The sequence below is a fragment of the Advenella mimigardefordensis DPN7 genome (genome assembly GCF_000521505.1).
GTDB classification, from domain to species: Bacteria; Pseudomonadota; Gammaproteobacteria; order Burkholderiales; family Burkholderiaceae_B; genus Advenella; species Advenella mimigardefordensis.
The window spans coordinates 599,963-616,026 of record NZ_CP003915.1 but is presented as its reverse complement, the minus strand read 5'-3'; the positions used below and the strand labels follow the sequence as shown (position 1 = coordinate 616,026).

18 protein-coding genes are annotated in these 16,064 nt (G+C 57.0%); 13 read left to right on the top strand and 5 right to left on the bottom strand.

The genetic code is table 11. The features are described from left to right. Positions 1-1,197 (top strand): septal ring lytic transglycosylase RlpA family protein, encoded by a 1,197-nt coding sequence (locus MIM_RS23465; protein WP_052342260.1) that lies wholly within the window; start codon positions 1-3, stop codon positions 1,195-1,197. A gap of 150 nt (positions 1,198-1,347) precedes the next feature. Here MIM_RS23465 and rsmI read toward each other — a convergent pair whose 3' ends face one another. Then, complete coding sequence (gene rsmI / locus MIM_RS02855; RefSeq protein ID WP_084458899.1) at positions 1,348-2,286, bottom strand: 16S rRNA (cytidine(1402)-2'-O)-methyltransferase; 939 nt, start codon at positions 2,284-2,286, stop codon at positions 1,348-1,350. A 73-nt stretch (positions 2,287-2,359) separates the two neighbouring features. Between rsmI and MIM_RS02850 the strand changes: the two genes are divergently transcribed. The 6 genes from MIM_RS02850 (at position 2,360) to MIM_RS02825 (ending at position 6,524) form a co-directional block, all read left to right on the top strand. Beyond that, entirely contained in the window at positions 2,360-2,905 is a 546-nt protein-coding gene (locus MIM_RS02850) for a YraN family protein (protein WP_245592807.1), read from the top strand. Between the two features lie 123 nt (positions 2,906-3,028). Then, complete coding sequence (locus tag MIM_RS02845; protein ID WP_025374853.1) at positions 3,029-3,622, top strand: phosphoheptose isomerase; 594 nt, start codon at positions 3,029-3,031, stop codon at positions 3,620-3,622. Further along, the gene (locus tag MIM_RS02840) at positions 3,619-4,323 is read left to right on the top strand and encodes a BON domain-containing protein (RefSeq protein WP_025371253.1); all 705 of its coding nucleotides are present in this window, start codon (positions 3,619-3,621) and stop codon (positions 4,321-4,323) included. The genes MIM_RS02845 and MIM_RS02840 overlap by 4 nt, the downstream gene beginning before the upstream one ends. A 12-nt stretch (positions 4,324-4,335) precedes the next feature. Beyond that, positions 4,336-4,827 (top strand): peroxiredoxin family protein, encoded by a 492-nt coding sequence (locus tag MIM_RS02835; RefSeq protein ID WP_025371252.1) that lies wholly within the window; start codon positions 4,336-4,338, stop codon positions 4,825-4,827. A gap of 22 nt (positions 4,828-4,849) precedes the next feature. Continuing rightward, the gene (argB, locus tag MIM_RS02830; RefSeq protein ID WP_025371251.1) at positions 4,850-5,752 is read left to right on the top strand and encodes an acetylglutamate kinase; all 903 of its coding nucleotides are present in this window, start codon (positions 4,850-4,852) and stop codon (positions 5,750-5,752) included. A gap of 43 nt (positions 5,753-5,795) precedes the next feature. Further along, complete coding sequence (locus MIM_RS02825; RefSeq protein ID WP_025371250.1) at positions 5,796-6,524, top strand: pyrimidine 5'-nucleotidase; 729 nt, start codon at positions 5,796-5,798, stop codon at positions 6,522-6,524. Between the two features lie 50 nt (positions 6,525-6,574). Here MIM_RS02825 and MIM_RS02820 read toward each other — a convergent pair whose 3' ends face one another. The 4 genes from MIM_RS02820 to apaG all read right to left on the bottom strand — a co-directional run bounded on the left by MIM_RS02820 (position 6,575) and on the right by apaG (position 10,405). Continuing rightward, positions 6,575-7,345 (bottom strand): DsbC family protein, encoded by a 771-nt coding sequence (locus MIM_RS02820; RefSeq protein ID WP_084458898.1) that lies wholly within the window; start codon positions 7,343-7,345, stop codon positions 6,575-6,577. A gap of 172 nt (positions 7,346-7,517) precedes the next feature. Further along, complete coding sequence (locus MIM_RS02815; RefSeq protein ID WP_025371248.1) at positions 7,518-8,687, bottom strand: FAD-dependent monooxygenase; 1,170 nt, start codon at positions 8,685-8,687, stop codon at positions 7,518-7,520. Then, complete coding sequence (mltA, locus tag MIM_RS02810) at positions 8,684-9,967, bottom strand: murein transglycosylase A (RefSeq protein ID WP_042070874.1); 1,284 nt, start codon at positions 9,965-9,967, stop codon at positions 8,684-8,686. Before mltA ends, MIM_RS02815 begins: the two co-directional genes overlap by 4 nt. A 66-nt stretch (positions 9,968-10,033) precedes the next feature. After that, positions 10,034-10,405: a Co2+/Mg2+ efflux protein ApaG gene (apaG, locus tag MIM_RS02805; RefSeq protein ID WP_025371246.1), complete on the bottom strand. Its 372-nt coding sequence runs from the start codon at positions 10,403-10,405 to the stop codon at positions 10,034-10,036. A 94-nt stretch (positions 10,406-10,499) separates the two neighbouring features. On the opposite strand from apaG, the gene rpe reads away from it, so the two are divergent. From rpe to trpC, 6 genes are all read left to right on the top strand, one after another. After that, positions 10,500-11,195 carry a ribulose-phosphate 3-epimerase gene (gene rpe, locus MIM_RS02800; protein ID WP_025371245.1) on the top strand — a complete coding sequence of 232 codons (696 nt, stop codon included), beginning with the start codon at positions 10,500-10,502 and terminating at the stop codon, positions 11,193-11,195. After that, a complete protein-coding gene (locus tag MIM_RS02795; protein WP_025371244.1) occupies positions 11,192-11,902 on the top strand; it encodes a phosphoglycolate phosphatase in 711 nt (236 codons plus the stop codon). The genes rpe and MIM_RS02795 overlap by 4 nt, the downstream gene beginning before the upstream one ends. 227 nt (positions 11,903-12,129) lie before the next feature. Then, the gene (trpE, locus tag MIM_RS02790) at positions 12,130-13,650 is read left to right on the top strand and encodes an anthranilate synthase component I (RefSeq protein WP_025371243.1); all 1,521 of its coding nucleotides are present in this window, start codon (positions 12,130-12,132) and stop codon (positions 13,648-13,650) included. 9 nt (positions 13,651-13,659) lie between these two features. Continuing rightward, positions 13,660-14,229 (top strand): aminodeoxychorismate/anthranilate synthase component II, encoded by a 570-nt coding sequence (locus tag MIM_RS02785; RefSeq protein WP_025371242.1) that lies wholly within the window; start codon positions 13,660-13,662, stop codon positions 14,227-14,229. Further along, on the top strand, positions 14,226-15,257 hold the full coding sequence (gene trpD / locus MIM_RS02780; RefSeq protein ID WP_025371241.1) for an anthranilate phosphoribosyltransferase: 1,032 nt from the start codon (positions 14,226-14,228) through the stop codon (positions 15,255-15,257). Before MIM_RS02785 ends, trpD begins: the two co-directional genes overlap by 4 nt. Further along, positions 15,254-16,048 (top strand): indole-3-glycerol phosphate synthase TrpC, encoded by a 795-nt coding sequence (gene trpC, locus MIM_RS02775; RefSeq protein ID WP_025371240.1) that lies wholly within the window; start codon positions 15,254-15,256, stop codon positions 16,046-16,048. The genes trpD and trpC overlap by 4 nt, the downstream gene beginning before the upstream one ends. Positions 16,049-16,064 lie beyond the last annotated feature (16 nt).

The window sequence follows — 16,064 nt, the reverse complement described above, 5'->3', positions numbered from 1 at the left end:
ATGATGAAACGAACATCTTTATTACGTAGCACAATAACAACACTTGTAACCGGCCTCTTTCTCGCGCCGGTCGTCCATGCCGCCGGCATCGAAATCCGCGAGAATCAGGACTTTTCTGAACACATGGTCGCACCGGCCGATGCCGTCGCGCCAGGGGCAAAGGCGCAAAAACCCGCCGCCCCTGCGCAAAAAATGCGCATTACCGCCAATGGTGTGGTGCCCGAAGGGGCCGATGACGCTGCCACCCCGGTTCAACCCGTTACAACAGGCAAAAAAGCGAACAAAGCCGACGTGGCTGTCGCAACCACCCCGGCTAAAGCTGAAGCAGACAGCAAAACACTCAAAGGCAGTAGCAAGCCTGTCAACTCGGTCAAAACCGGTAAAACACTGGCCAGCCACAGCGAAGCCAGGGAAAAATCCACTGTGACGGTAGGCGAAAACGCCAAGGCGCTTGCCAAAGCGAGCTCACGCCAGGTACAAAAAACGCAAGACAGTGCCAGCACTGCCGCCAGTGCACCTGAAGAAAAAACCACGGCAGAGGTGAAACAGGCCAATGCCGCTATCGCACCAATCATGATCACCGCTGCGAATTCTGCCGAAAGCAGCAAGCCGCAACTGGTTGACGGCCTGAGCATGCGCATTACGGAAAACGGCATTATCCCCGAAAGCGAATACGACATTCAGGTGCCGAAAGACGATACCAGCCTGGTTGAACGCAAGGATACCAAGCCAGCAGCAGACGAAGATATTGCCACAAAGGCACAGAAAGCCCTCACCGGCACCGGCAAGGCCTATACCGTCAATGGCATCCGTTATAAGCCCATGAGCATCGACGAAACAACGGAATTCTCCCAGGAAGGTATCGCCTCCTGGTATGGTCCGGGCTTTCATGGTCGCAAGACTGCCAATGGCGAAACCTTCAATCAGAATGCAATGACAGCAGCGCACAAACGTCTGCCTATTTCATCCTATGTACGGGTAACGCGTGTTTCCACCGGCAAAAGCATCGTGGTGCGGATCAATGATCGCGGCCCATTCGTTGGCAACCGGGTGATTGATTTGTCCTATGGCGCGGCAAAACGCCTGGGCATCGTCGGTCGCGGCAGTGACAAAGTAAAAATCGAGCCGATTTCCAAGGAAGCGGCCACAAGCGAACGCAACACCGAAACGCAGGTCAAAGCCAAGAAAATGCTGTAATCAGGCGCTGATCGCAGTAAACGACAAGGCCGTTTCCATACCGGGAACGGCCTTGTTGCGTGCATGTTCACGCGGTGTTGTCCTGCTGTTGCACTGTACTGCCGATGTACCGCCACCAACAGTGAGGTTCCGCAAGACATGCCTGATGGTTCAGTCCTGCGCGTCTTCGCCCTGCTGCTTTAACTGCAGCGCTTTGGCGTACAGCACATCACGTGGTAAACCACTGAACGCCGCCAGCAACCTGGCCGTATCTTTCACAGAATGCGTGCTGAGCATGGCGGCTACAATCTGCTCGGCCTCCTCGCCCAATGCCGCCGTTTCCTGTGTTGCAGCCTCATGCACAATCAGGACAAATTCGCCCAAGATGCGCTGGCTATCTTGCGCAAACCAGTCGGCAAGCTGCGCCGCCGGCATGGTGGCGATTTGCTCGAACCGCTTGGTCATTTCCCGTGCAATGGTGACCGGACGCTCATTGCCCGCGATCGCAGCGATGTCATTCACTGTGCTGCGCACCCGATGCGGCGACTCAAAAAGAATAATAGCCGCAGGCACCGCACACCATGTCTTCAGCCAGGTCTGCCGGGCCACTGCCTTTTGTGGTGCAAAGCCGGCAAAGACGAAAGCCGGATTTTCATCGCTGGTCGCGCCGCTACCCATCAGAGCAGCAATCACCGCCGATGGCCCCGGAATGACGCGGACCGAGTGCCCGGCAGCGCGCACTTCACTCACAATGCGTCCGCCGGGGTCGCTGACTGCCGGCGCACCGGCGTCGGATATCAGCGCGATACGCTGTCCCTGCTCCAGATGCCGCAACAGGGTTGCCGCCGCCTGGGCTTCATTATGCCGATGCGCCGCCATCAGCGGCGTTTCTATTCCCCAGGCGTTGAGCAATACCCGGGAAGAACGCGTGTCTTCCGCCGCGATGAGATCGGCCTTCTGCAATGCATATAAGGCACGCGGTGACAGGTCCGCCAGATTGCCGATCGGCGTAGCCACCACATACAAACACCCGGCCGGCCAGTCCTGGCTGGCCACATCCTGCAGCACGCGCTGCCATCGGGCATCAAATTGTCCGCTTTCGCTCGTCATGGACATCTCAGTATGAAAAAATCAGATCAGGACATTATCCCCGATAGCCGCCTCTCCCTTGTGGATCCCTGTCATGACCGAAAAAAAACCTGCAGAGCGCACCCAGGACGAAGCCCCTGTCTTCACCCCGATGCACAATGACCAGCGTACCGCGTTTATGCTGGCTGCCGCCGCGCAAAACAAATTGCGTACTCGACAGCGACAGCGCCAACGGCCCGGCACACAGCCCAGGGACGGTCGCAAACTTCATGATCGGCGCTTATCTGCCACACAGCAACAAGGACTACAGGCGGAAAGTCGCGCCATCGACTGGCTGTGTGCACACGGCCTGCACTTGCTGGGCACCAACTTGAGCTGCCGATACGGCGAGCTGGATGCAGTGTTTCGCGCTGACGCCGACACCATGGTGATCGTGGAAATCCGCCATCGGCGCAATGCGCGCCATGGGGGCGCAGCCGCCAGCATCACCCACGCCAAGCAGCAGCGCCTGCGCAGAGCCGCTGCCTGGTTCCTGCCTCAACTGACCCGTAGCGGGTTCGGCGGCCGGACACCACGCTGCCGCTTCGATGCCGTCTGCATCGAAGGCGATACCCTGAACTGGCTGCCTGCCGTATTCTGAGTCTCACAAAACCGTTACAATCGGTTTTGCCAACGCCCCAAACGCGTCTTTTGCCGCCCGCAGACTGCTTCGATGGCAGCGGCGGCCCATGCGGTTTTTTTTAACACGTGCGATAATATCGGTATGGACATTTCTTCCCGCATTTCTTTTCATTTCGATGATTCGGCCCGTGTGGTCGCCCAAAGCCACCAGGTATTGGCCGAGCCATTGGCCGCCGCTATCGACATGCTGGTCAACACCATTAGCAATAATGGCAAGGTGCTTGCCTGCGGCAATGGCGGCTCGGCTGCCGATGCCCAGCACTTCATCGCCGAACTGGTTGGCCGATTCGAGCGCGACCGCATCCCGTTTGCCGGCATTTCGCTCAATACCGACACCTCTATTCTTACCGCCGTTGGCAACGACTACGGTTTCGACAATATTTTTGAACGCCAGGTGCAGGCGCTGGGTCAGCCCGGCGACGTGCTGGTCGCATTCACCACTAGTGGCAACTCTGCCAACGTGATCAAGGCAATCCGCGCCGCCCACGAACGCGAAATGCATATCATCGCCCTTACCGGCAAAAAAGGCGGCACAGTAACCGGTCTGCTGACCGATCAGGATGTTCATCTTTGCGTACCGCATGACCGTACCATGCGTATCCAGGAAGTCCATTCGCTGGCACTTCACGTTCTTTGTGATGGCATTGACGCCATGTTACTTGGAGATTCCGAATGAGTGTATCGCGCCCATTTACCCTGTCCCGACCTGCCACTGCTCTGGTTGCCCTGTCACTGTCGTGCTCGCTGCTGGCCGGCTGCGTACCCCTGGTGGTCGGCGCTGCCGCAGGCGGCACGGCTATCGTAGCCGTGGACCGGCGCTCCGCCGGCATGCAGCTGGTTGACAAGAACATTGAACGTCGCACCCAGAACACCATTAACGAAAGTATTGGCGAAGCCGGCCGTGTTATTGTTTCATCCTATAATCAACGCGTTCTGCTGACCGGCGAAGTGCCCAACGAAGCCGCCAAGCAGTCGGCAGAAACCATGGCGCGTGCCGCCACCGACGTTAAACGCGTGGATAACCAGCTGACTGTCGGCCCGCGCGCCTCTTTCAGCACGCGCAGCAACGAAACCTGGATTACTTCCCGCGTCAAGGCGGAACTTTTGGCCACCAAACAGGTCCCATCAGGATCCATCAATGTGATCACTACTCGCGGAGTTGTCTATCTGATGGGGCAGGTCACCGATCTTGAAGGGCAGCGTGCGGCATCTGCAGCCGCTGGCGTGAGCGGCGTAAGCCGGGTCGTTAAGGTATTTGACATTGTGTCGGGCAGCAGCCTGAACACAACATCCGGCAGCTCGGGCACCCCCACAACGGTACCGGGCACTGAAACCAATCCTTCTTCCGGCGGTGTACAAACTTTCCCTCTGGAATAAAACCGAATACCCATGAAAAAAATCGTTCTTCCTGCCGTTCTTGCCGTGGCCGCTATCGCGGGCGGGTTCATGATGACCTCTTCCAAGGCCGCGCCCGACGTCACCTTTACTTCGCTGGACGGACGCCAGTTCCAGACCGCCGACCTCAAGGGCAAGGTGGTGCTGGTCAAATTCTGGGCCACCAGCTGTGTCACCTGTATTGCACAAATGCCCGATACCATCGGCTACTATAATACGTACCACGACAAGGGCTACGAGACCGTTGCCGTTGCCATGTCCTACGATCCGCCCAATTTCGTAAAAAACTACACGGCAGACAAAAAACTGCCGTTTACCGTTACACTCGATAGCGATGGCAGCGCCGCCCGTGCCTTTGACGATATCAAGTTCACACCGGTGTCGTTTCTGCTGGATCGCCAGGGTAATATCGTAAAACGCTATATAGGCAATTACGATAAAAAAGATTTCATCAAAACGCTGGAAAACACTCTGGCACAAAACTAACTTTTAGCAAACGCGAGCTGGCATGTCTGACACACCCCTGGATATCAACGCTGTTTCACCGGCGGTCAAGGCCGACATTATTTCCGAGTCCTTGCCGTATATCCGGAAATTCCACGGCAAAACCGTTGTAATCAAATACGGCGGCAACGCCATGGTAGAAGAGCGACTGCAACGCAGTTTCGCACGCGACGTTGTCCTGCTCAAACTGATCGGCCTGAATCCGGTGGTGATCCATGGCGGCGGCCCGCAAATTGACAGCGCACTCAAACGGCTTGGTAAGGAAGGCAACTTTATCCAGGGCATGCGCGTAACCGACGCCGACACCATGGAAGTGGTCGAATGGGTGCTGGGCGGTCAGGTCCAGCAGGATATTGTCATGATGATCAATGAGGCCGGCGGTAAGGCCGTGGGCCTGACCGGCAAGGACGGCGGCCTGATTCAGGCCCGCAAGAAGCTCATGCCCAACAAGGAACAGCCCGAGTCACCGCTGGATATTGGTTTTGTAGGCGATATTTCCAGCATTGATCCGTCTGTGGTCAAGGCCCTGCAGGACGATCAGTTCATTCCGGTTATTTCCCCCATCGGCTACGACCCGGAAGAAGGCGATGTGTACAACATCAATGCCGACGTGGTCGCCGGTAAAATGGCCGAGGTCCTGCAGGCCGAAAAGCTGCTGATGATGACCAACACCCCGGGTGTACTGGACAAATCGGGCCAGCTGTTGCGTAAACTGTCGGCCAAGACGATTGATGAATTGTTCGCTGACGGCACCATCTCCGGCGGCATGCTGCCGAAAATTTCATCGGCGCTGGAAGCCGCCCGCAATGGCGTCAACTCCGTACACGTGGTCGATGGCCGGGTCGCTCACTGCCTGTTGCTGGAAATCCTGACCGACAAGGGTGTCGGCACCATGATTACGTCATGATCCTGTTTGCGGCGCGACAACGCGTCGCAGGCCTGGCCCCTGCATGATCTGTACCCCGCTCATTAAACCCCTGCAACCGCTGGTTCGCCATACCCGCACGCCGCGCGTATGGCTGTTCGATCTGGACAATACGCTGCACGATGCGTCGCATGCCATTTTTGGACATATCAACCAGAGCATGACGCGTGCAGTCATGCAATCGCTGGATATTGGCGAAGAGGAAGCATCGGCCTTGCGCAAGACCTACTGGGCACGCTACGGCGCCACCCTGATCGGGATGGTGCGCCATCACAACGTAAAAGCCGCTGATTTCCTGCATTTGAGCCATGATTTCGATATTGCCGGCAATACTAAAATCGAAAAAAACCTGTCTGCCATGCTCAATGCGGTACCAGGCATTAAATATGTGGTCACCAATGCACCCATGCATTACGCCAGAATCGTGCTGGACCGGCTGAATGTGCGTCACTGTTTTGCGGGGATCTGTTCTATCAACGAAATGTGCCTGCAGGGCCGGTTCCGGCCCAAACCTTCACCGGCGCTGATGCAACAGTTGCTGGTCCAGTTGCAATGCGAGCCAACGCGCACGATTCTGGTGGAAGATACACTGAAAAATCTGAAGACAGCCAAGCTGCTGAATATGAAGACAGTGCACATCTTTCACCGCGGTACACCGTTCAGCTCCACGCAGCGCATGCGCCCGGCCTATGTTGATCTGCGCGTCAATTCAGTCCAGCAACTGCTGACCCATCCGTTTGCCCTGTCGGCCTGATACGGGCATTTTCTGCTTCGCCCCCGACGGGTATGGCCGGGGACGCTGAATCACTTGCTTCCCTTGCGATCCAGTTCCTGATTAAGCCGTGCTGCCGGTACATAACCGTTAACGCGGTTGCCACTTTCAAAGAAGATGGCCGGTGTACCCTGTACCGCCAGTTTCTGGCCCAGCGCAAGGTTTTTCTCTATAGGCGTGTCGCAGGTGGCTGCGGGTGGCTCAACGCCCTTGTTCATCCAGTCTGTCCATACGGTGGCCTGATCTTTGGCGCACCAGACGTTATTGGCCTTAGTCACTGAATCGGGTGCCAGGATCGGAAACAGGAAGGTGTACACGGTCACGTTGTCCAGCGTGGCCAGTTCCTTATGCAGTTTTTTGCAATAACCGCAATTAGGATCTTCGAATACGGCCATTTTGCGCGCCCCGTTACCCTTGACCAGCTTGACCGCCTGCGTCAGTGGCAGTGTAGAAAAATCCACTCTGGAAATTTCCTCGAGCCGCTCGCTCGTGACATCGCGTCGTGTTTTGGCATCAACCAGATTACCCGCCAGCACAAACTCGGCCTTTTCATTGGTATACACGATATTGCCACCCAGCTGCACTTCATACAGATTGGCATAATCAGTTGGCTGCACCTTGGTCACTTCAACATCAAACGCCTTTTTGACCGCATCCTTCACACTTTCCAGTTTTGCGGCATCGGCGGTCTGCGCCTGCACAGAGGGCATGGCAAAGGTGCCTGCGGCTAAGGCCAGCACGCCTGCCAGCGCCGCCCGCTGATACTGCCGTACTGTTCGTGCTTTTATCCAGTTCAATCCCATTACTTCACATCCTTACAACAGAAATCTAATTGAGTGGCGTTACCGCCCATAAAGCCTTGCACACAACGTGTAAGGCACTACCCTGTCCGGTGGCCGCTACCGGCACGATCAGGCGCCTGGCAACATCGCTTGCGGGTTCAGACGATCGCTGAGCGACCCCGCCATTACCTACCTACGATCCGGCAGCCCCGGCAATCAGTTGCCGCTTAACCCAGGGCAACTGCTGCACCAGTTTCATACCCGCATTACGCAAAAACGGCAGTGCCGGCAGGTCGCGGGCAAACAGCTGGTACAGACCATCAGTGGCCACACGCATGGCCAGCACATCGGCCGCACGCGTCCGGGCATAACGCTCAAGCACACGCAGGTCTCCATAAGACCGGAATGCCTCTTTTTCGTTCAACACCTGGGTGAGCACTTTAACGTCACCCAAACCGAGATTAAGGCCCTGCCCGGCCAGAGGGTGGACCCGGTGCGCGGCATCGCCCACCAGAGCGACTCCCGTAGCGACCATTTGCGCCTTTTCCAGCGTCAGAGGGAAACCATGCAGGCGCGCGCGTACCTTGAGTGCACCCAGACATCCCTGCGCGACCTCATTGAGCGCCTCCGGCAACGCACGAGCCAGTGTCGCCTCGTCCATTTCCAGGTAGCGGGCAGCGGTGGCATCGTCGACAGACCACACCAGCGACACCTGATGTCCTTCACTGGTATCGGGCATGGGCAGAAATGCCAGCACATGATGATTCCGGAACCACTGGTACGCGGTATTCAAATGAGGTTTTTCACAAGTCAGATGCGTGACCAGCCCCTGATCGCCGTAGTCTTTTTTCTGGTGTGCCATGGCAGCAGCACTGCGCAGCGGTGAACGAGCGCCGTCGGCACCAATAAACAGCTGCGCCTGCACGGTCACGCCACCGGTGGTGGTGACCTGCCCCGGCTGCCAGGTAGCGAGCGTGTCGTCCAGCCACGGCACCCCATAGATGGTAAGCGCCTGAAACAGGGCGCGTTCGATTTCACCCGATTCAACAATCCATGCCAGATGCGGTTTGGCTGCCTGCCAGGCATCCAGCACCACCTGTCCGTCACGATCGCCATGAACCTGCATAGCATCCACTGGGGTAATCCGTTCCTGTGGCATGGCGCCCCAGATGCCCAGCGAGGCAAGCAATGCCTGACTGGCTTCGGAAATCGCATAAACGCGGGGGTGATATTGCTCTGCCTGCATCGGTGCCGAGACCTTTTTGGGCGCCAGCAGCGCCACATCCACACCGGCCCGGGTCAGCGCCAGCGCAGTGGTCATTCCCGCAATACCGGCCCCGCAGACAATGACTTCGTGCTTCATCGTGCCTCCGGTGCTCCTGCACTACGCGGCCAGAGAATCCATACCTGACCGGTCTGTTTCATGCGACCGGCCAGCTCACCTGCCGCATCACCTGATCCCCAGAAAAAGTCTGTGCGCGCTACCCCCTTGATGGCCGCCCCCGTATCCTGCGCGAACACAACCCGCTGCATAGGCTGGGTTGAGTGCGGTCGGGTGGTCGACAGAAACAGCGGACTGCCTAAAGGTACATAATTGGGATCAACCGCGACGGTCCGTTCAGCCACCAGCGGTATGCCGTAAGCGCCCTTGGGACCGGCTGCATCGTCCGGGATGGCCTCTTCACGGAAGAACACCATGGCCTGGTTGGCGTTCAGCATTTCATCGACCCGATCCGGATGGGATTTGGCCCAGGCCTTGATATTCTGCATATTGGCCTGCGCCAGGGGCAATTCGCCCTTGTCGGCCAGCCACTTGCCAATCGAACTGTAAGGGCGCCCGTTATGGTTGGCATAGGCCAGGCGAATCGTGCTGCCGTCCTCCAGCTGCACCCGGCCGGATCCCTGCACCTGCAGGAAAAACGCCTCTACCGGATCATTCAGCCACACAATGACCGGCGGCTTGTTCTCGCTTCGACCAATTTGCTCCCTGGTATCGTAGGGCACAATTGTTTTGCCGGACAGCTTGCCACGAATACGCTTGCCCGCCAGCTCCGGATATTGCTGCCCCAGATCAATGGTGAGCAGATCATCGGGGGCGGCATACATGGGCCATTGATACTCGCCGCCGCGCGAACGCGACCCGTGCACCACCGGTTCATAGTAGCCGGTCACCGTATTGGTAGACTTGCTGTTTTCGGTCACCTGCCATGGCTGCAGGTGTTGCTCAAGGAAAGCCTTCACCGCGGCCGCATCATCGCTGCGCGGATCCAGGCCAGACTGTGCGGCAGCCTGGCACACCGGCTGCCACACGGCAGGTGCGGCGCGCGCCGGCAAGGCCTTAGAGCCACTGACCGGGCGCATCAAGCCACGACAGTTATTATAAAAAGTCAGCCATAAATGGCGGGCATCATCCGCATTCCATCCGGGCAGCGACGACCAGGCCACCTGGCTATACTGCCCCGCCAGCGGCCGTGGCGGCGTGGGGGCAAAGGCAGAACGGTCGGGCACAGAAAGAGGCGCCGTCATGGAGAACGAGGATTCCGACGGCGGCACGCCCGTCTCTTGTGTCGAGCAACCTGCCAGCAGGACAAGCGCGATCACAGCCACAGGTAATAGTCTATATTGTGCTTGCGGATTTTTCATATTCATTGATGATCCAGACAAATAAGGAAAGACAGACCCCACTGACGCAGCCACAGCAACGGGCAATTAGTGCAGTGTTCGGGGTAGCGTCAGAATGAATTCGGGAATATCCACATCAAAGGGAACACCGTTTTCGCCAACACAATGGTAACTGCCCTTCATTGTGCCAAAAGGCGTGTTCAACGGGCACCCGCTGGTGTATTCATACATATCGCCGGCGGCGATAAGCGGCTGCTCACCCACAATACCCAGCCCACGCACCTCCTGGATTTTGTCATCACCATCGGTAATCACCCAGTGGCGGCTGATCACCTGTGCAGCTGCGGTACCGGTGTTGCGAATTCTCACGGTATAGGCAAAAACGTATTGCGAGCGGGTCGGGTCGGACTGTTCTTCGATATAGCGCGGTGTCACTTCCACCGTCATTGTATTTACCATTCGTGCCGGATCCTCGTAAAGCTAAACGTGTTTGTATGGAATAATAGAACTTCATTGTACTTCGTGCGCCCCCTTACAGGAGAAAAACGCTGTCATGGAATTACAACCCGTTACCCGCATCGCCCCCAGCATTCTGTCAGCAGATTTTGCCCGTCTTGGCGAGGAAGTGAAAAATGTTATCAGCGCCGGCGCAGACTGGATTCATTTCGATGTCATGGACAATCATTATGTACCCAATCTGACCATCGGCCCCATGGTATGCAAGGCCATTCGCCCCTGTACAGACGCACCCATCGATGTACACCTCATGTGTGAACCGGTAGACGACCTGATCCCGCAGTTTGCCCAGGCCGGCGCCAACATTATCTCCTTTCATCCGGAAGCCTCGCGTCACGTAGACCGTTCGCTTTCCCTGATCCGTGACAACGGCTGCAAGGCCGGGCTGGTACTGAATCCGGCCACGCCGCTGGCGGTGCTCGATCATGTGATGGACCGCCTGGATCTGATTCTGCTCATGTCGGTTAACCCGGGTTTCGGCGGACAGTCGTTCATTCCCTCAACACTGGACAAACTGCGTGCCACCCGCGAGCGCATTGACGCATGGCAGGAAAAAACCGGTCACCGCATTCTGCTTGAAGTGGACGGCGGCGTCAAAACAGACAATATTGCCCAGATCCATGAAGCCGGCGCCGACACCTTTGTGGCCGGTTCAGCCATCTTCGGCCAGCCCGACTACGCCGCCGTGATTGCGACGATGCGCGAACAGATTGCCGGGGTGCGCCGCTCATGAGTATCCGCGCCACCCTGATCGATCTTGACGGCACCCTGGTCGACTCCATTCCCGATCTGGCCCAGGCAGCCAATGCCATGCGCATCAAGCTCGGCCTGCCGCAATTGCATCAGGAACTGATCGCTCAGTTCGTGGGCAAGGGCATCGACAACCTGGTGCGCCGCGCCATGACCGGCGGCGACGATACCGCTACCATCTCCGACGACGCATTCACCGTGGCGCGCGAGCATTTTATCGATGCCTATCATCAGGTGAACGGTGATAAGGCCACCGTATTCGAAGGCGTGATCGATGGCCTTAAAGCCATGAAAGCTGCCGGTATTCGTCTGGCCGTCGTCACCAACAAACCCACGGTTTTTACCGAACAGCTGCTGATTCAAACCGGCTTGCGTTCTTTTTTTGACGCGGTCGTTTCCGGCGATACCTGCCCTACCCGCAAGCCGGACGCCGGCCCGGTGTTGCACGCCTGCTCCCTGCTGCAAGTGGCGCCGGCAGACTGCGTTTTTATCGGCGACTCCATCAACGACGCCCAGGCCGCACAGGCCGCAGGCATGCCGGTGTTGATCGTTCCTTACGGCTATAACGAAGGAAACAGTGTACAAAACCTGAAAGTCAATGATATAGTAGAGACTATTGCTGAAGCAGCGCAGTGGATTGAACGCCACAACGCCTCGGCATCTCAACCTGATTTAGATTTATTAACGTAATGACTGCCAACTCCCTTTATGCCCGTTCTGCTCTGGTTGCCATGTATTGGCGCTGGTGGCGTTCGTCTGCCGGGAGTGTCACTCATTAGACTGTTCCGGATGCCGCTTTTTTTCTGCATCCGAAAATCGTAGTCAGTACGCACAATACCCGGTAATCCCTTAAAACAGGACCGGGTATTTTTGTATCTGCCCGGTCATTCAGGAAAACACAAACAGAGACCGTCATGATGACAGAAATTGAATTTAATGCACTCGCCGCACAAGGTTTCAACCGCATCCCCATCATCAAGGAAACCTACGCCGATCTTGATACCACGCTTGGCATTTACCTGAAACTGGCCCACACCGGCAAAGAGGCCGGTCGCATGACCTGCCTGCTGGAATCGGTGGTCGGGGGTGAACAGTTCGGCCGCTATTCCTTTATCGGCCTGCCCGCCAAAACCGTGATCCGCGCCACAGGTGAGCTGACCGAAGTACTGACCAACGGCGAAGTGACCGAAACCTACCACGGCGATCCGCTCACCTTTATCCAGGAATTCAAAAAACGCATCAAGGTGGCGCTGCGTCCGGGCATCCCCCGCTTTGCCGGCGGCCTGGCTGGTTATTTTGGCTACGACACCATTCGCCATATCGAACCGTCCCTGGGCCCTAACGTCAAACCCTACCCTCATGGCCAGAAGGAAGGGGTGCCCGATATCATGCTCATGCAGGTTGATGAACTGGTCATTGTTGATAATGTGATCGGTCGCACTTACCTCATGATTTACGCCGATCCGAATGAACCCGAAAGCTACAGCAAAGCCCAGAAACGACTACTTGAACTGCGCGCCCGGCTGCGTCATCCGGTTGAAATCCCCTACAGCCTGCCCAGCCTGCAAACCACCGAAATCCGCGACTTCAAGAAAGAAGACTACCTGAAGGCCGTCCTGAAGGCCAAAGAATATATCGCTGCCGGCGACCTGATGCAGGTTCAGGTGGGCCAGGTCATCGCCAAACCCTTCCGCGATTCACCACTGTCACTCTACCGCGCCCTGCGCTCTCTGAATCCTTCCCCCTACATGTATTTCTGGAACTTCGGCGACTTTCACGTCGTGGGTTCATCACCGGAAATTCTGGTGCGCCAGGAAACCTTTACCGAAAACGCCGAAGAGAAAACCGCCATCACCATCCGTCCGCTTGCCGGCACGCGCAAGCGCGGTGAAACACCGGAAGAAGATGCCGCGCTGGCCGATGAACTGCGGGCTGACCCCAAAGAAATCGCCGAGCACGTTATGCTGATTGACCTGGCCCGCAACGATGTGGGACGGGTTGCCGAAATCGGTTCGGTTGAAGTGACCGACCAGATGGCCATCGAACGCTATTCACACGTGATGCACCTGGTATCGAACGTCAAGGGTATTTTGAAGCCCGGCATGGACGCGATCGATGTACTGCGCGCCAGTTTTCCCGCAGGCACCCTTACCGGTGCGCCCAAAGTGCGCGCCATGGAACTGATCGATGAACTGGAACCCGTGCGACGCGGTATTTATGGCGGCGCCGCCGGCTATCTGAGCTACAACGGCACAATGGATGTGGCCATCGCGATCCGCACCGGCGTCATCAAAAACGGCATGCTCTATGTGCAGGCCGCCGCGGGCATCGTGGCCGATTCCGACCCTGAAAAAGAATGGCAGGAAACCGAAGCCAAGGCCCGCGCCGTGCTACGCGCCGCCGAACAGGTGCAATACGGTCTGGATCAACCCATCTGAGGAACTGTCATGCTGCTCATGCTCGATAATTACGATTCGTTTACCTACAATCTCGTGCAATATTTTGGCGAACTGGGTCAGGACGTCCATGTGGTGCGTAACGACCAGATGACGGTTGAACAAATTGCCGCACTCAATCCCGCAAGGCTTTGCGTCTCGCCCGGCCCCTGCTCGCCTGCAGAGGCCGGCGTCTCGGTTGAACTCATCAAACACTTCGCCGGCAAGATTCCGGTGCTGGGCGTGTGTCTGGGGCACCAGTCCATCGGCGCCGCTTTCGGCGGCAAAATCATTCGTGCCAAACAAATCATGCATGGCAAGACTTCGGAAATCACGCATGATGGTTCCGTGCTGTTCCGCAATATTCCATCGCCCCACACCGTCATCCGCTACCATTCCCTGGCGATTGAACGCGATTCACTGCCCGAGTGCCTGCGCATTACCGCAGAAACGGCTGATGGGGAAATCATGGCCGTAGAGCACACCAGCCTGCCGGTATATGGCGTACAGTATCATCCTGAATCCATTCTCAGCGAACACGGCCACGCCCTGTTGCAAAACTTTCTGGACATTCACCCATGAGCATTTCCTACACAGACGCCCTGACGCGCTGCATTGAGCACCGCGAGATCTTTCATGACGAAATGCTCTACCTGATGCGCCAGCTGATGCGTGGCGAAGTGCCGCCACCCATTGCCAGCGCCTTGCTCATGGGGTTGCGCGTGAAAAAAGAGACCATCGGCGAAATCACCGCGGCCGCCACCGTCATGCGCGAATTTGCAACGCCGGTCAGTATCAGCAACCCCGAAAATCTGCTGGATATGTGCGGCACCGGCGGTGATGCAAGCAACACCTTCAATATCTCCACCACCGCCATGTTCGTGGCTGCGGCAGGCGGCGTGCGTATTGCCAAACATGGTAACCGCAGCTCGTCGTCCTCATCGGGCAGCGCCGATGTACTGGAGGCACTGGGCATCAATCTGATGCTCTCGCCAGAGCAGGTTGCCGAATGTGTGGAACAGACCGGCATCGGGTTCATGTTCGCACCGGCCCATCATGGCAGCATGAAAAACGTGGCTGAAATACGCAAAATGCTGGCCGTTCGCACCATCTTCAACATTCTGGGCCCCCTGACCAACCCGGCCAATGCCGGCAACCAGCTCATGGGCGTATTCCACCCCGATCTGGTCGGCATCCAGGTACGCGTGCTGCAGCAACTGGGCTCCAAACACGTGCTGATCGTACATGGTAAGGACAATCTGGACGAAGCCTCACTGGGCGCCGCCACACTGGTGGGCGAACTCAAGGATGGCAAAGTGAGTGAATACGAGATTCACCCGGAAGACTTTGGCATGCAGATGGTGTCCATTCGTAACATTACGGTTCGTAACAAGGAAGAGTCGCGCGATCTGGTCATGAGCGCACTGAATAATGAACCCGGCACCGCCCGTGATATCGTGGTGCTGAATGCCGGTCTGGCAATCTACGCAGGCAATCAGGCCGCTACCATGCAGGATGGGATCAATAAAGCACGCGAACTGATCCAATCGGGTGCTGCACGTGATAAATTAGAGACATTCCGTGCCTATACCAGGAAGTTCACCACATGAACGATATTCTTGAACAAATACTCAATGTAAAAAAAGAAGAAGTCGCCATGCAGCGCCAGTTCCGCAGCGAAGCCGATCTGCTGCGCGAAGCACAGGCGCGTAAGGATGTTCGCGGCTTTGCCAATGCCCTGCGCGAGAAAATCAAGCAGAAAAAAACGGCGGTTATTGCCGAAGTAAAGAAAGCATCGCCCTCAAAGGGCGTGATCCGGCCCAATTTCAATCCCGCTGAAATTGCGCACACCTATGCCGCTCATGGGGCGACCTGCCTGTCCGTCCTCACCGACGTGCAGTTCTTCCAGGGCTCCAGCGACTATCTGCGCCAGGCGCGCGCGGCCTGCCCGCTGCCTGTGCTGCGCAAAGACTTCATGATTGATCCTTACCAGATCATCAATGCCCGCGCACTGGGCGCCGACTGCATCCTGCTGATCGTGGCCGCACTGCAGGCCGACCAGCTCAAGGAGATGGAAGCAGTGGCGCAGGAACTGGACATGGACGTGCTGATCGAGGTACACGACCGGGCCGAACTGGACATCGCGCTGGACATGAAATCATCGTTGATCGGCATCAATAACCGCAATCTGCGCACCTTCGAGACCACCCTGCAGACCACACTGGACCTGCTGCCGCATATCCCAGAGGGGCGCTTTGTGATTACCGAGAGCGGCATCCATGCGCCCGAAGATGTGAGCAGCATGCATAAGAACGGCGTGTATGGCTTTCTGATCGGAGAAGCGTTCATGCGCGAAACCGATCCGGGCGTCACACTCGAATCCTTTATCGTGAATCACTAATTCACCCATTTGGTAT

Excerpts from the sequence above, each read along its gene's own strand:
- argB (WP_025371251.1), top strand. The coding sequence starts at position 4,850 with ATGTCTGACACACCCCTGGATATCAACGCTGTTTCACCGGCGGTCAAG.
- MIM_RS02785 (WP_025371242.1), top strand. The coding sequence starts at position 13,660 with ATGCTGCTCATGCTCGATAATTACGATTCGTTTACCTACAATCTCGTG.
- MIM_RS02820 (WP_084458898.1), bottom strand. The coding sequence starts at position 7,345 with ATGGGATTGAACTGGATAAAAGCACGAACAGTACGGCAGTATCAGCGG.
- trpD (WP_025371241.1), top strand. The coding sequence starts at position 14,226 with ATGAGCATTTCCTACACAGACGCCCTGACGCGCTGCATTGAGCACCGC.
- rsmI (WP_084458899.1), bottom strand. The coding sequence starts at position 2,286 with ATGACGAGCGAAAGCGGACAATTTGATGCCCGATGGCAGCGCGTGCTG.
- MIM_RS02840 (WP_025371253.1), top strand. The coding sequence starts at position 3,619 with ATGAGTGTATCGCGCCCATTTACCCTGTCCCGACCTGCCACTGCTCTG.
- MIM_RS02835 (WP_025371252.1), top strand. The coding sequence starts at position 4,336 with ATGAAAAAAATCGTTCTTCCTGCCGTTCTTGCCGTGGCCGCTATCGCG.
- trpC (WP_025371240.1), top strand. The coding sequence starts at position 15,254 with ATGAACGATATTCTTGAACAAATACTCAATGTAAAAAAAGAAGAAGTC.
- mltA (WP_042070874.1), bottom strand. The coding sequence starts at position 9,967 with ATGAAAAATCCGCAAGCACAATATAGACTATTACCTGTGGCTGTGATC.
- rpe (WP_025371245.1), top strand. The coding sequence starts at position 10,500 with ATGGAATTACAACCCGTTACCCGCATCGCCCCCAGCATTCTGTCAGCA.
- MIM_RS02845 (WP_025374853.1), top strand. The coding sequence starts at position 3,029 with ATGGACATTTCTTCCCGCATTTCTTTTCATTTCGATGATTCGGCCCGT.
- MIM_RS02850 (WP_245592807.1), top strand. The coding sequence starts at position 2,360 with ATGACCGAAAAAAAACCTGCAGAGCGCACCCAGGACGAAGCCCCTGTC.
- apaG (WP_025371246.1), bottom strand. The coding sequence starts at position 10,405 with ATGGTAAATACAATGACGGTGGAAGTGACACCGCGCTATATCGAAGAA.
- MIM_RS02825 (WP_025371250.1), top strand. The coding sequence starts at position 5,796 with ATGATCTGTACCCCGCTCATTAAACCCCTGCAACCGCTGGTTCGCCAT.
- MIM_RS02815 (WP_025371248.1), bottom strand. The coding sequence starts at position 8,687 with ATGAAGCACGAAGTCATTGTCTGCGGGGCCGGTATTGCGGGAATGACC.
- MIM_RS02795 (WP_025371244.1), top strand. The coding sequence starts at position 11,192 with ATGAGTATCCGCGCCACCCTGATCGATCTTGACGGCACCCTGGTCGAC.
- MIM_RS23465 (WP_052342260.1), top strand. The coding sequence starts at position 1 with ATGATGAAACGAACATCTTTATTACGTAGCACAATAACAACACTTGTA.
- trpE (WP_025371243.1), top strand. The coding sequence starts at position 12,130 with ATGACAGAAATTGAATTTAATGCACTCGCCGCACAAGGTTTCAACCGC.